This window comes from Methylobacterium sp. 190mf (genome assembly GCF_900107945.1).
Taxonomy (GTDB): domain Bacteria; phylum Pseudomonadota; class Alphaproteobacteria; order Rhizobiales; family Beijerinckiaceae; genus Methylobacterium.
In genome coordinates, this window is sequence record NZ_FNVI01000012.1 from 147,825 (window position 1) to 161,806 (window position 13,982).

Below are 13,982 nucleotides of genomic sequence, written 5' to 3' on the forward strand. Positions count from 1 at the left end.
CCGCGGTCAATCGGGCAGTGCGAAGACCAGCAGCGCGTCGCCGGTGCCGAAGCCCGACGCCCTGGTGAACGAGGCGCCGCCCGCCGCCACCGCGACGTACTGCTTGCCGTCCAGCGCGTAGGTCATCGCCGGCCCGCTGATGCCGGCCCCGCACTGGAAGCGCCAGAGAATCCGGCCGTCCCGCGCGTCGTGAGCGTCGAGATGGCCGTCCTCCTCGCCCGAGAAGACGAGCCCGCCGGCGGTCGCCAGGGTGCCTCCGGAGAGGCGGCTCGCGCCGCGCACCGACCACGCGATCCGGCCGCCGTCCGCGAGATCGACGGCCGTGAGCGTGCTGAAGGACGGCTCGCCCCTGGCCTCCCCGGTCTCCGTGTAGCGGATCTCCGGACGCCCCGCGGCGGCCGGCACGGTCTTAACCGTGTAGGTCGTCGCCCCGTGGCGGACTTGCACGTAGGCGCGCGTCCCGTCATAGGCGGTGGGCGGCCACGAGACCGCGCCGAGCGGGCCGGGCGCCACCACGGTGCCCTGTGGGGTCGGCGGCGCGAACAGGTTCTTCTGCTCGATCAGCGGGGCCGAGCGCGCGAGCAGCTTCCCCGTGGCGCGGTCGTGGACGTAGATCCAGCCGGTCTTGCTCGCCGAGGCCACCGCCCTGGCGCCGCCCGGCATGTCCAGCAGGAAGGGCGGCGCGGCGACGTCGTAGCCCCACTCGTCGTGCGGCACCTGCTGGTAGTACCAGCGCAGCTTCCCGGTCTTCACGTCGAGGGCGACGAGGCACATCGTGTAGAGATTGTCCCCCGGGCGCGACAGGCCGAAATTCTGCGGCGCCGGGTTGCCGGTGCCGAGGAAGATCAGGCCGAGATCGGGGTCGTAGGCGGGCGTCATCCAGAGGGAGCCGCCGCCCACCCGCCAGGCGTCGCGGTTGGCGGGCGCCGCCGCCTTCTCGGCGGCGATGTCGCGGTGGAGCGGCGTGCCGTCGGCGGTCTTCTCCACGAAGCCGCCCTCCCAGCCCTCCGAGGGCGTCACGTACCAGCGCCATCGTTCCTCGCCGGTCCTCGCGTCGTAGGCCGCGAGCCAGCCGCGCCGCCCGTATCCGCCCTCGATGCCGACCACCGAGCCGCCGTCGAGGCCGCCCGCCTCGTCCTCGATGTGGAGGCCGTAGCCGGCGCCGGTGACGCCGACGATGACGAGCCCGTCGGCGACGAGCGGCGGCATCTTGAAGCCGAGGCGGCTCGAACCCTGGACGGGCTTGCCGCCGAGGGTCGCGGCGAGGCCCGAGGCGGTCTCGGTCTCGCCCTCCTCCGGGCGCACCGCCTCCTTCTCCCAGACGATCCGGCCGGTCCTGGCGTCCAGGGCGATCAGCTGCCCGTCCATGGTCGCCTCGAAGACGAGGCCCCCTGACACCGCGACCCCGCGGTTGGAGGGCGGGCCGAAGATCTTCTCGGTGCGCGGCTTGTGGGTGTAGGTCCAGAGCGGCTTGCCGGTCTTCGCGTCGAGGGCGGCGACGTTGTTCTGTGTCGTGGAGACGTAGAGGGTGCCGTCCACCATCACCGGCTGGGCCTGGAAGTAGCCGGTGACCCCGGTCTGGAAGATCCAGGCGGGACGCAGCCGGCCGACCGTGTCGCGGTTGATCTGGGTTAGCTCGGAGAAGTTGCGGTTGCTCGGGTCGTGTCCGAAGGCCGGCCAGGGCGTCTCGGCGGCGGAGGCCGTACCGAGGGAGGCGGTTCCGGCAAGGCAGGCCAGCAGGGCGGCCCCGATCCATCGCGACAAGGTTGTGCTCCCGTGTGCGGCGCCTGTCGCGCCCGAACAGGTCTTCTCGCGACGCGGCCTCACGCCTGCCGCCGGGGCGCCCCGTCGAGCTGCGCCGGCGTCGCCTGGGCGCCCATCGCCCGGGCCATGTCGGCGGCGCTCTGGCCGGAGGCGTCGCGGCGATCCGGGTCGGCACCGTGCTGGAGGAGCAGGTCGACCATCTCGGTGCGGTCGAACATGGCGGCGGTCATCAGCGCCGTGCGGGTGCCGTCGCCGGTCCCGTCCACCGCGGCCCCGTGCCGGAGCAGGAGCTGCGCGACGGCGAGGTCGTTCTTGAAGGCCGCGCCGGCGAGCGGCGTCTGGCCGCGGTCGTTGGCGAGTTCCGGGTCGCCGCCGGCCTCCAGGATCACCCGGGCGGCCTCCGCCTGACCGTTATAGGCGGCGAGCATCAGCAGGCTGTCGCCCTTGTCGTTGCGCAGGTTCGCCGGCAGCCCCTGCCCGAACAGGTCGGCGAGCTCCTCGGCGTGGCCCATCCGCGCGTACTGGAAGACCCGGCCCGCGAAGGCCAGGGTCTCGTCGTCGAGGGTCGGGGGCGGGTTCGTCTCTGAGGCCATCGCGTGCTCGTCACTCATCGCGGCTGATCTGGGCCGCTGCGGCATCGACGTCCAGCGGCCGGGGGAACAGTTTCGTCGCCCGGCTCGTTCCAGCCGCCTATCCGGGCCAGGCCCGGCGTCTCCGGAGCGCGACGATGCCCCGACCGTTTGAGCCCTACGCCGACGCGCTGCGCACCGCCCGCGAGATCGTGCGCGAGCAGGCGGGGACCGTCGTCGAGGCGGCAGTCCGCGCGGATTCCCACGCCTACGACGAGGCCTGCCACGTCCTCGTGGTCCGGATCGCGCAGGCCATCGTCGATGCCGGCGAGGCCGGGTCGGGACACGGCCTCGGCCGCGGCAGCGAGGCCGCCTGAGGTCCCGGCGGCCGGGTCAGCCCCGCCGTCGCCCACCGCCGCCCTTGTATTTGGGCTTCTGACCGCCGAGCCCCTGCGTCGAGCGCGGCTTCGGCCGCTCCTGCCAGACCGGCGCCGCGCCGCCCACCGGCAGCTCCCGGTCCGTCCCCGGGCCCATATTGTCGAGGTCGGGCCTGGCGATGCGGCTGCCCCCGCGCGGCGGCTTCCGGCCGAACTTGCCGGCCTCGCGCTCCACGTCGCCCTGCCGGGCCATCGGGTCGTCGGAGACCAGCAGCTCGGTCGCCTGGAGCCGCTTGAGCTCGTCGCGCAGCCGCGCCGCCTCTTCGAAGTCGAGGTCGGAGGCGGCCGCGCGCATGCGCTTCTCGAGGTCCGCCATGACGGCCTTGAGGTTGTGGCCGACCGTGATCGCGTCCTTGGCCAGACCGGTATCGACCTGCACGTGGTCGCGCTCGAACACGCTGCTGAGGATGTCGGCGATACCGCGCTTCACGCTCTGCGGCGTGATCCCGTGCTCGGCGTTGTAGGCGAGCTGCTTGGCGCGGCGGCGCTCGGTCTCGGCCATCGCCCGCTCCATCGAGCCGGTGATATTGTCCGCGTAGAGGATGCAGCGCGCGTCGGCGTTGCGGGCGGCGCGGCCGATCGTCTGGATCAGCGAGGTCTCCGAGCGGAGGAAGCCCTCCTTGTCGGCATCGAGGATCGCCACCAGGGCGCATTCCGGGATGTCGAGGCCCTCGCGCAGCAGGTTGATGCCGATCAGCACGTCGAAGGCCCCGAGCCGCAGGTCGCGGATGATCTCGATCCGCTCCAGCGTGTCGATGTCGGAGTGCATGTAGCGCACCCGCACGCTGTTCTCGTGCAGGTACTCGGTGAGGTCCTCGGCCATGCGCTTGGTGAGCGTGGTGACGAGGGTCCGGTAGCCGGCCTGCGCCACCTCCCGGACCTCGCCCAGCAGGTCGTCCACCTGGCTGCGGGCCGGGCGCACCTCGATCACCGGGTCGACGAGGCCGGTCGGGCGGATGACCTGCTCGGCGAAGACGCCGCCGGTCTGCTCCATCTCCCACTTGCCGGGCGTCGCCGAGACGTGGACCGTCATCGGCCGCATCGCGTCCCACTCCTCGAAGCGCAGCGGGCGGTTGTCGAGGCAGGACGGCAGCCGGAAGCCGTACTCGGCCAGCGTCGCCTTCCGGCGGAAGTCGCCCCGGTACATGCCGCCGATCTGCGGCACGGTGACGTGGCTCTCGTCGGTGAAGACCAGGGCGTTGTCGGGCAGGTACTCGAACAGGGTCGGCGGCGGCTCGCCGGGCTTCCGGCCGGTGAGGTAGCGGGAGTAGTTCTCGATGCCGTTGCAGGCGCCGGTCGCCTCGATCATCTCGATGTCGAAGGTGCAGCGCTGGTCGATCCGCTGCGCCTCGATCAGCCGGCCCATCCGGGTCAGCTCCTCGATCCGGCCCTTCAGCTCGTGCTTGATGCCCTTGATCGCCTGCTGCAGCGTCGGGCGCGGCGTCACGTAGTGCGAGTTGGCGTAGACCTTCACGAACTTCAGTTCGGAGATGGTCTTGCCGGTGAGCGGGTCGAACTCGACGATGCTCTCGACCTCGTCGCCGAACAGGCCGATCCGCCAGCCGCGATCCTCCAGGTGGGCCGGCCACAGCTCGATCGAATCGCCGCGCACCCGGAAGGTGCCTCGGGCGAAGTCGGACTGGATCCGCTTGTACTGCAGGGCCACGAGGTCGGCGATGAGCTGGCGCTGCTCGATCCGCTCCCCGAGCGAGACCGTGAACGACATCGCCGTGTAGGTCTCGACCGAGCCGATGCCGTAGATGCACGAGACCGAGGCGACGATGATCACGTCGTCCCGCTCCAGCAAGGCGCGGGTGGCGGCGTGGCGCATCCGGTCGATCTGCTCGTTGATCGAGGATTCCTTCTCGATGAACGTGTCGGAGCGCGGGACGTAGGCCTCGGGCTGGTAGTAGTCATAGTAGGAGACGAAGTACTCGACCGCGTTGTCGGGGAAGAACGCCTTGAACTCCCCGTAGAGCTGCGCGGCCAGCGTCTTGTTGGGCGCGAGGATCAGCGCCGGGCGCTGCGTCTCCTCGATGATCTTGGCCATCGTGAAGGTCTTGCCCGAGCCGGTGACGCCGAGCAGCACCTGGTCGCGCTCCAGCGCCTGCACGCCGCCGACGAGCTCGGCGATCGCCCGGGGCTGGTCGCCGGCCGGGGTGAACTCCGACTTGAGCGTGAACCGGACGCCGCCCTCGGATTTCTGCGGCCGCTCCGGCCGGTGGGGCGTCCAGGTCTTGCCGTCCTTGAACAGCGGGTTGCCCTCGGTGAGCAGCCGCTCCAGCGCGCTCACCGTCGCCGAGGCGCCGCCGTCGCCGCCGGGATCCGGCAGATCGGCGCCCTCCGGCGCGGGGCCGTCCTCGGGCGGCGTCAGGCCGAGCGCCTGCGCCAGGCGCGGGTCGACATCGGCCGCGTCGCCGAGCGCGTAGCCGGCCTGGGGGGCCTCCGCGAAGCCGTCGCGGGCGATCTCAGCCCTCCGGGTGGCGGCCGCGGGCACCCCGTCCTTCGGGTTGCCCTTCCTGCCCCCCGCCTTGCGGCCCGGCCGTGCCGGCGCCTCGGGGGGCGGCTCGACGGTGGCCGGACGGTTCCGGTTGAGCGCCGGGTTCAGAAGCTCCGCCAGATAGGTATCCAGGGGCTTCAGCTCGGGCTTCGACGCCTTGGCGGACGTGGCCGTCACGGAGGCGGCGCGCGGTTTCTTCGGTGCGGGCATGAGAACAATATGGGCCCGGATCGCGCTCCGAGAAACCCTGCGCGGGTGCGGTTTGACGGCTTTCGTCTGCCGCCGGCCATGCCGAGGACCGGCCGCGGAGCGCCGTGGCGTTCCACTAAAGACGGTGTGGCGAATACAACCGATAGGTAGAATTCACCCGGGGGCGAACTCGACCGCGGTCCCGGATGCTGAGAAGATCGGCATGCGCGCGCGGAAATCGGCTTGCGGTGGGCCGACCCCGTCGATACTTTGCGGTGCAAAGTGGGGTGTGCGGCATGCTGCGGCCGGGGGCTTGAGGCACATGCAGGACCTGGACAAGGCGCTGGCCGACATCGTGGCCATCCGCTCGCAGATCGCCCGCGACACGGCGTTCCGCGGCTTGGGCGCGGCGACGGTCGCCGGGACCGGCGGCCTCGCGCTCGCCTGCGCGGCGGGGCAGGCGCTGTGGCTCGGCGATCCCGCGGCGCGGCCGGGCCTGTTCTTCGGCCTCTGGATCGCGGCGGCCCTCGCGGCCTTCGCGATGATCGGCGTCGAGGCGGTCCGGCGCAGCCGGCGCCTGCATTCCGGCCTCGCCGACGCGATGGTGTGGAACGCCATCGAGGTGTTCCTGCCGGCCGCGGGCGCGGGGGCCTGCCTCGCCCTGGTCATCGCCCGCTTCGCCCCCGGCGAGGTCTGGATGCTGCCGGGTCTCTGGCAGGTGCTGGTCGGCCTCGGCCTTTTCGCCTCGGCGCGGATCCTGCCCCGGGCGGTCCAGGGCGTCGGGGCCTGGTACCTGCTCGCGGGGCTCGCCGTGCTGGCGGTCTCGGCCGAGACGCGGGCCCTGTCGCCCTGGACGATGGGCCTGCCCTTCCTGTTCGGCCAGGCGTGGCTGGCCGGGATCATCCATCACGGGGCCCGGGCCTTCGATGACGACCGCTGACCGTTCCGAGGGGCGCTTCTCCTACGAGGGGCTCGACAGGATCATCCACGAGCGGGCGCGCCTGAGCGTGCTGACCTCCCTGGTGGCGCACCCGAAGGGGCTGCCCTTCCCGGATCTCAAGCGGCTGTGCGGGCTGACCGACGGCAATCTCAGCCGCCACCTGGCCGTTCTGAGCGAGGCGGATCTGGTGAGCCTCGAGAAGCGCTTCGCGCAGAACCGGTCGCAGACGATCTGCCGCCTCACGGCGGTCGGGCGTCGGCGCTTCATCGGCTATCTCGGCGTGCTGGAGCAGGTGGTGCGCGACGCCGCGGAGGCGGCCGAGCGCGGCCCCGAGTCCGGTGTCCGCGGCCTCGATCCGGCCACGAAAACGGCGTGAGACCGCCCGTCCCGCCGGGAATGTTAATCCCGTTTCGATAGACCTCTACGCCACGCCCATGCCGGGAGACTTTACGATGCAAAGCGAAGCGGTGCCGGGAGCCCTGCACGCCGCGATCATCATGGACGGCAACGGGCGCTGGGCGACGCAGCGCGGCCTGCCGCGGCTGGCCGGGCACCACCGGGGCGTCGAGGCGATCCGCCGCACCGCCGAGGCCTGCCCGGATCACGGCATCGGCACGCTGACACTCTACGCCTTCTCGGCGGACAACTGGCAGCGGCCGGCCGAGGAAGTCGGCGGCCTGATGCGGCTCCTGCGCTCGTACCTGCGCAACGAGACCCAGCGCCTCGCCCGCACCGGCACCCGTCTCAGCGTCGTCGGTCGGCGCGACCGTCTGCCCGACGGCATCCCCCAGGCGATCGCGGCCGCCGAAGCCGCCACGGCGGGGGGGACCCGGCTGCACCTGCGGATCTGCGTCGACTACTCGGCCCGCGACGCGATCATCGCGGCCGCGCAGCGCCTCGCCGGCGAGGAGCCGACGCGCGAGAGCTTCGGCAAGCTGGTGGCCGGTCCGATGCACGGCTCGCCGGTGGATGTCGACCTGCTGATCCGCACCGGTGGCGAGCGCCGCCTCTCCGACTTCATGCTGTGGGAGGCGGCCTACGCCGAGCTGCTGTTCACCGAGCGGATGTGGCCCGATTTCGGGCCCGACGACCTCGCCGAGGCCGTGGCCGAGTTCGGCCGCCGGGAGCGCCGGTTCGGCGGCCTGAAGGCGCCGGCCGTCCCGGCCGCCGCCTGAGGCGGCTTGACGCGCGCGCGCCGGCGCGCAGAGGGTCGGCGGCATGACCGAGACCCTCGCCCATCGCCGCGTCCTCCTCGTCATCGGCGGCGGCATCGCGGCCTACAAGGCCCTCGACCTGATCCGGCGGCTGCGCGAGCGGGGCGCCAGCGTCTGCCCGGTCCTGACTGCGGGGGCGCAGGAATTCGTGACGCCGCTGGCGGCGGCCGCGCTCGCCGGTGAGCGGGCGCATACCGACCTGTTCGACCGCGCCTCCGAGGCCGAGATCGGCCACATCAAGCTCGCCCGTCAGGCGGATGCCGTGGTGGTGGCGCCCGCGACCGCCAACCTGATGGCCCGCATGGCCGGCGGCCACGCGGCCGACCTCGCGACCACGGTCCTGCTGGCCACAACCCTGCCGATCCTGATCGCGCCGGCCATGAACGTCCAGATGTGGGCGCACCCCGCCACCCGCCGGAACCGCGCGGTCCTGGAGGGCGACGGCGTCCGGATCGTCGGGCCGAATGCCGGCCGGATGGCCGAGCCCGAATCCGGGCCCGGCCGGATGGCCGAGCCCAACGAGATCGCCGACGCGCTGGAGCGGATGCTCGGCGCCCCGAGCGGGGATAGGCCCCTGGCCGGCCGGCGCGTGCTCGTGACCTCGGGCCCCACCCACGAGCCGATCGACCCCGTCCGCTACATCGCCAACCGCTCCTCGGGCCGCCAGGGCCACGCCATCGCGGCCGCCGCCGCCGCGGCCGGCGCCGCCGTGACCCTGGTCTCCGGGCCGGTGGCGCTCCCCGACCCGCCGGGCGTCGCCGTCGTGCGGGTCGAGACCGCCCGGCAGATGCTGGCCGCCGTCGAGGAAGCGCTGCCGGCCGACATCGCGGTCTTCGCCGCCGCGGTCGCCGACTGGCGCCCGGAGCAGGAGGCGGGCAGCAAGAAGATCAAGAAGGACGGAACCGGGCCGGCGCCGATGCCGCTGGTCGAGAACCCCGACATCCTCGCCACGATCGCGCGCCGGCCGGCCGGGCGCCCGCCCCTCGTGGTCGGGTTCGCGGCCGAGACCGACACGGTGGTCGAGCACGCCCGGGCGAAGATCGCCCGGAAGGGCTGCGACCTCATCGTGGCCAACGACGTGTCGGCCGAGGGCGGCGTCATGGGCGGCGTCGACAACACGGTGCACCTGATCCGGCGGGACGGCGCGGTGGAGACCTGGCCGCGCCTCGGCAAGGACGAGGTCGCCCGGCGGCTCGTCGCCCATTTCTCCGCGCTTCTGGCCGGCTGACGCGGCGCAGCCCGAGAGGGACGCGGGACCCCTCGACGGCGCGCCGTTCCGAGCGTGAGTGTCGTTGCGCACAGGGAAAATGAAAGTGTTTCTGCAACAAATCCGCGTCCGATCGATTGGTGGCTGAGAATATCTGCGCTTGTGCCCGACCATTATCCGGTCGTTTTGCAGATAAATAATTCGGAAGGGAAAAATTTAAGACAGTTCGGTGCCTGAGTCCGCCCGCATTGTCCCGGCTGTGCGGGGAAAAACTTGCTATGATCTGGTATGCCCGACCGATCGGGCGACCGGAGCCGAGGCACGATGCGCGTAGGGGACCTGTCCATCCGGACGACCATGAGCCTCGTCCTCGTCGTCATGGCCACGATCATGCTCGGCTTCGCGACGGGCACCGTGCGGGAGGCGCGACAGCACGCCGCCGAGGCCGAGCGGGTCATCGCGCTGGTGCGGGCGAGCCGCGCCCTCCTCCAGACGCTGAACGTGACCCGGTTCGAGCGGGGCGCGACTCTGCAGTTCCTCGCCGCCGCAGAGCCCGTCGAGGCCGAGACCCGCGCGGCGCTCTACGCCGACCGGCAGCGGGCGATCGCGGGGCTCGCCGCGGCCCGGCCGCTGCTCGACGGCCTGGAACTCCCCGCCGTGGCGGCGACCCTCGGCCGGCTGAACGAGGCGAGCGGCCGCCTCGATCGCCTCCGGCCGCGGGTCGACGCCGCCCTGGACGTGCCGGGCGCGCGTCGCGACGGCGCGGTGACGGCGGAGGCCAGGGCCGCCCTCCAGGCCATGCTCGATGCCCTGATCGCCACGAGCGACGCCGTGGACGCCGCGATCCCGCTGTCCGACGGGCTCCTCCGGCGCGACCTCGCCCTTAAGCGGGCGGCGTGGGCGACGCGCATGGCCAACGGCGCCGTCGCGCTGCGCGTGCAGACATCCCTGGCGGCCGGGGCGTCCTGGTCGCTGGACGAGACCGTCGCGGCCGCCGAGGAGCGGGGACGGCTCGACGCGGCCTGGAACGCGGCGATCGAGGCCGCGGCCGAGGCGTCCGGGACGGTCCAGGCCGCGTTCCAGCGAGCCCGGGAGAACAATTTCGAGGGCGCCCCCCTCGCCCGCCGGCGCGCCGTGGCGCAGGCCCTGGCTCGCGGCGCGCCGCCGGGCCTGACGCTCGCCCAGGCGCGCAAGCTCGACACGCCCGAGCAGGTTACCCTCGTCGACCTCGCCTTCGTCTGCCTCGACGAGATGGTCGCGCGGGCCGAGGCCCTGTCGGGGGCGGCGCGGAGCACCCTGTGGCGCGACGGGGCGGCCCTGGTCGCGACCCTGCTGCTCGTCGCCCTCGGGCTGCTCGCCCTGTTCCGCGGCGTGCTCCGGCCGATCCGGCGGATCACCGCGGCCATGGAGGCCCTCGCGGCCGGGGATTCCGCCGTTGCCGTCCCGGGCCTCCGGCGGCGCAACGAGATCGGCGCCATGGCCCGCGCCGTGCAGGTGTTCAAGGACAACCTGATCCGCACCCGGCAGCTGGAGGCGGAGGCCGAGGCGGCCCGGCAGGACGCGGAGCGTCAGCGCGGCCTCGCGATGCGGCAGGTCGCCGACCGCTTCGCCGACGCCGTCGGCGGGATCGTCGCGCAGGTCTCGACCGCGGCGGCATCGTTGCAGGCCACGGCCCGCGGCATGACGGAGACCGCGGCCGAGACCGCGGGGCAGTCGACCACCGTCGCGGCCGCGGCCGAGGAGGCGGCCAGCAACGTCGGCACCGTGGCGGCGGCGGCCGAGGAACTCGGCGGCTCCGTGCAGGAGATCGGCCGGCAGGTCGACGGCTCGGCCGGCCTCGCGCGGGCGGCGGTCGCGGAGGCCGACCGGACCGGCGCGCTGGTCCGGGACCTAAGCGAGGCCGTGGCGCGGATCGGCGACGTGGTCGGACTGATCTCGACCATCGCGGGCCAGACCAACCTGCTGGCGCTCAACGCCACGATCGAGGCGGCGCGCGCGGGCGCGGCCGGCCGCGGCTTCGCGGTGGTGGCCACGGAGGTGAAGGCGCTGGCCGAGCAGACCGCCCGGGCCACGGAGGAGATCGCGGGCCAGATCGGGCGGGTGCAGGCCTCGACCGGGCAGGCCGTCGCGGCGATCGGGACGATCACGGCCCGGATCCGCGACATCGACGGCGTGGCGACCACGATCGCGGCGGCGGTGGAGCAGCAGGGCGCGGCGACCCGCGAGATCGTCCGCAACGTCGGTCAGGCGGCGCAGGGCGCGGCCGCGGTCACCGGCCACGTCGCCGGCGTCGCCGCGGCCTCTGGCGCGACCGAGGCGGCGGCGGGCGAGGTCCTGGGCGCGGCCGCCGCCCTGTCGGCCCAGGCCGCGCACCTGACCGAAGAGGTCGGCCGCTTCCTCGACGGCGTCCGGGCCGCCTGAGCGCGCCCCCAAGCGCGCCTCAAAGCGCACCCTGGGGGCGCCGCGGCCGCCTCCCTGGCCTGGACGGGTCCGAGGCGATAGAAGGCCTCCCGACGGCCGGCGCGCACGGCGCCGGCTCCAGGGAGAAACCATGCCTCGCCTGTCCCCCCTCTTCGGAGCCGCGTTGATCGCCATGACCACAGCCGCCAATGCCGAGACCGTGACCACCCCGTCGGGCCTCAAGTATCAGGACGAGGTCGTCGGCACCGGGCCCGAGCCGAAGGCCGGCCAGACGGTCACCGTCCAGTACACCGGCTGGCTCGACGAGGGCGGCAAGAAGGGCAAGAAGTTCGACTCGTCCCGCGACCGCAACCAGCCCTTCAGCTTCCCCCTCGGCGCCGGCCAGGTGATCAAGGGCTGGGACGAGGGCGTCGCCACCATGAAGACCGGCGGCAAGCGCACCCTGATCATCCCGCCGCAGCTCGGCTACGGCGCCCGCGGCGCCGGCGGCGTGATCCCGCCGAACGCCACGCTGATCTTCGACGTCGAGCTCCTCGGCGCGAAGTAAGCGGCACGGCTGCGCGACGGCGGGAATTTCGAGACGATGCTGTTCGCGCAGCTGTCCGACGAGCTGTTCAAGCCGCTGGCCTCGCCGAGCCGCGGCTTCAACGCGGCCCTGCTCCTGCACCTGCACCGGCGCGTCCTCGGGGCCGAGCCGGTGCGCAAGGCCGAGCTCCTGGCCGAGATCGGCGACTTCGCCGCCGGCTGGAGCGACCCCGAGGTCAGCGGCGACGAGCCGATCTCGGCCGACCCGGCCGAGCGCCGCACGGCGCTCTACCGGCGCCTCCTCGACACCGGCTGGCTGATCGAGCGCCGCGAGCGCTACGTCCCGGTCGCGGAGTTCGACCCCGAGGCCCGCCTCCTCCTGGAGGAGCTGTCGCGGCTGGAACGGGGCGAGACCCGCTCCTACGGGGGCGCCGTCCTGGAGGTGCTGGGCGGGCTCGAGAGCGCCCTGTCGGACCCGGCGAACCGATCCGAGGCGCTGTCCAACGCCGCGCGGGGCGCGGCCGCCTTCCTTTCCCACGTGCGCGGCCTCGCAGCCGGCATGCGCAAGGTCGAGGAGCGCATCCTGCGCGAGCCCGACCGCGCCAAGACCTTCCGGCTGTTCTTCGAGGACTTCGTCGAGCGCCACCTGATCAGCGACTACCGGACGCTGCACACCCGCTTCAACCCGTTCCGCTTCCGCGCCAGCGTGGTGCGCGAGGCCGGCCGGGCGCTGCGCGACGCCCTCACGGTCCGGGCCCTGGCCGAGGGCCTGATCCGCGAGGGGCGGAGCGCCGATCTCGACACGGCGCAGCGGGCCGTCCGGGCGGATCTCGCCCAGATCCTCGCGGTGTTCGAGGGCCTCGACAACCACCTCGACGCCGTCGACGCCGTGGTGGCGCGCCTGGAGCGCCGGATCGCCTCCGCGCTGCACGTGATGGACCGCCCGGACCCGAGCGGCGTCGAGCGCGTCGCCGCGATGCTGCGCGCCGTCGGCGGGTCGGAGATCGCCCCCGAGGTGCCGGGCGACGTCTCGCTGCTGCGGCCGCCGATCGGGCACGCGCATCTCCAGGCGCCGCGCGCCCGCAAGTCGGCCATCGACATGGAGCCGCTGCCCGACATCGAGGACGACCCAGTGGTCGACGCCTTCGCGGCCGCCAAGGCGGAGTTCCGGCGCCGCACCACCGTGACGCCCGAGAGCATGAGCGCCTTCGTGGAGGCCCGGCTCGGCAAGGCGGTGCGGCTGCGCGGGTCGCAGATCGTCATCGCGGGCGTCGACGACTTCATCGTGTTCCAGCGCCTGCGCGAGATCGACGTGTTGTTCGACGCCAAGCTCGGCGCGCGCTACGCCCTGACCCGGCTGCCCGAGCGCGTGGTCAACGGCTGGCTGGACTGCCCGGATTTCCTGCTGGAGCGCCGTCCCCGTGCTTGAGGGCTTCCGCGCGATCATCGACGGCGACGAGCCGCCGCCGCCCGGCGCCCGGGCGCCGGACGCCGAGGAGCTGTGCCGCGCCCTCCAGGTGCTGCTGAAGGGGCAGGTGATCTACGCCGAGACGCAGGGCATCGGCCGCTCCTACGAGCTCGCCCGGCACTACGCACCGTTCTTCACCGACTACTTCGCCTGCCTCGGCTACGCGCTGACCGTGTCGCACCGCGACCAGATGGTCTCGCTGAGCCCGGCCGCCGACGCCCCGCGCCACGACATCGTCTCGGAGCGCCTGCGCAAGGACGAGACCCTGGTACTGCTGGCGCTCCGGCTCCTCTACGAGGAGGGCCTGCGCGACCACCGGGCCGGAACGGACGGGATCGTCGACTGCACCACCGACGAGATCGTCGAGAAGATCCGTGCCGTGGCGCGCAACGAGCCCCCCGAGGAGGGCCGGCTCGCCGACATCCTGCGCCTCTACGCCAAGCGCGGCGGCCTGCGCCTCGGCGAGCGCGACCGGGTCGAGCGGGTCACGCCGCTGTCGCTCCTGCCGGGGCTGACGGTGCTGGCCTCCGACGCCTGGATGGAGCGCCTGCGGGCGTGGTCCGAGGCCGGCGAGGCCTGATTCCGTCGTCCGGTCGACCAGTTCGGCGCCGTCTTTGCGAGCGGAGCGAAGCAATCCAGCCGGCGCCACGATTGCCGGCGTCGCGCTGCCCTGGTCACTTCGCTGCGCTCGCGATGACGGGGTGAGATACGTCAACCGCGACGTGCGGCCGAACCCACGTGACCGCGC

12 protein-coding genes are annotated in these 13,982 nt (G+C 73.2%); 9 read left to right on the forward strand and 3 right to left on the reverse strand.

The annotated features are described in order from the left end of the window. Positions 1 to 6: 6 nt before the first annotated feature. Positions 7 to 1,740: a PQQ-binding-like beta-propeller repeat protein gene (locus C4T42_RS16235; protein ID WP_244603216.1), complete on the reverse strand. Its 1,734-nt coding sequence runs from the start codon at positions 1,738 to 1,740 to the stop codon at positions 7 to 9. Positions 1,741 to 1,823: 83 nt separating this feature from the next. Then, positions 1,824 to 2,357, reverse strand: a complete 534-nt coding sequence (locus tag C4T42_RS16240; RefSeq protein ID WP_020093615.1) for an ankyrin repeat domain-containing protein — start codon at positions 2,355 to 2,357, stop codon at positions 1,824 to 1,826. Positions 2,358 to 2,491: 134 nt separating this feature from the next. On the opposite strand from C4T42_RS16240, the gene C4T42_RS16245 reads away from it, so the two are divergent. Then, the gene (locus C4T42_RS16245) at positions 2,492 to 2,710 is read left to right on the forward strand and encodes a hypothetical protein (RefSeq protein WP_042674712.1); all 219 of its coding nucleotides are present in this window, start codon (positions 2,492 to 2,494) and stop codon (positions 2,708 to 2,710) included. 16 nt (positions 2,711 to 2,726) lie between these two features. Here the strand turns inward: C4T42_RS16245 and uvrB are convergent, their stop codons facing one another. Further along, complete coding sequence (gene uvrB, locus C4T42_RS16250) at positions 2,727 to 5,480, reverse strand: excinuclease ABC subunit UvrB (RefSeq protein WP_103985429.1); 2,754 nt, start codon at positions 5,478 to 5,480, stop codon at positions 2,727 to 2,729. A gap of 301 nt (positions 5,481 to 5,781) precedes the next feature. Here uvrB and C4T42_RS16255 point away from each other — a divergent pair, with 301 nt between their 5' ends. The 8 genes from C4T42_RS16255 (at position 5,782) to C4T42_RS16290 (ending at position 13,814) form a co-directional block, all read left to right on the forward strand. Next, the gene (locus tag C4T42_RS16255; protein WP_020093612.1) at positions 5,782 to 6,399 is read left to right on the forward strand and encodes a hypothetical protein; all 618 of its coding nucleotides are present in this window, start codon (positions 5,782 to 5,784) and stop codon (positions 6,397 to 6,399) included. Next, entirely contained in the window at positions 6,386 to 6,775 is a 390-nt protein-coding gene (locus tag C4T42_RS16260) for a transcriptional regulator (protein ID WP_020093611.1), read from the forward strand. The genes C4T42_RS16255 and C4T42_RS16260 overlap by 14 nt, the downstream gene beginning before the upstream one ends. Before the next feature lie 76 nt (positions 6,776 to 6,851). Beyond that, the gene (locus C4T42_RS16265) at positions 6,852 to 7,574 is read left to right on the forward strand and encodes a di-trans,poly-cis-decaprenylcistransferase (protein ID WP_042674708.1); all 723 of its coding nucleotides are present in this window, start codon (positions 6,852 to 6,854) and stop codon (positions 7,572 to 7,574) included. Positions 7,575 to 7,617: 43 nt separating this feature from the next. Beyond that, positions 7,618 to 8,841, forward strand: a complete 1,224-nt coding sequence (gene coaBC, locus C4T42_RS16270) for a bifunctional phosphopantothenoylcysteine decarboxylase/phosphopantothenate--cysteine ligase CoaBC (RefSeq protein ID WP_042674707.1) — start codon at positions 7,618 to 7,620, stop codon at positions 8,839 to 8,841. A 303-nt stretch (positions 8,842 to 9,144) separates the two neighbouring features. Continuing rightward, positions 9,145 to 11,241: a HAMP domain-containing methyl-accepting chemotaxis protein gene (locus C4T42_RS16275; protein ID WP_103985455.1), complete on the forward strand. Its 2,097-nt coding sequence runs from the start codon at positions 9,145 to 9,147 to the stop codon at positions 11,239 to 11,241. A 130-nt stretch (positions 11,242 to 11,371) separates the two neighbouring features. Next, positions 11,372 to 11,788 carry an FKBP-type peptidyl-prolyl cis-trans isomerase gene (locus C4T42_RS16280; RefSeq protein WP_026605341.1) on the forward strand — a complete coding sequence of 139 codons (417 nt, stop codon included), beginning with the start codon at positions 11,372 to 11,374 and terminating at the stop codon, positions 11,786 to 11,788. 36 nt (positions 11,789 to 11,824) lie between these two features. After that, positions 11,825 to 13,195 carry a Wadjet anti-phage system protein JetA family protein gene (locus C4T42_RS16285; RefSeq protein ID WP_091679805.1) on the forward strand — a complete coding sequence of 457 codons (1,371 nt, stop codon included), beginning with the start codon at positions 11,825 to 11,827 and terminating at the stop codon, positions 13,193 to 13,195. Continuing rightward, positions 13,188 to 13,814: a DUF4194 domain-containing protein gene (locus C4T42_RS16290; protein WP_020095807.1), complete on the forward strand. Its 627-nt coding sequence runs from the start codon at positions 13,188 to 13,190 to the stop codon at positions 13,812 to 13,814. Before C4T42_RS16285 ends, C4T42_RS16290 begins: the two co-directional genes overlap by 8 nt. The last annotated feature ends 168 nt before the right edge of the window (positions 13,815 to 13,982 follow it).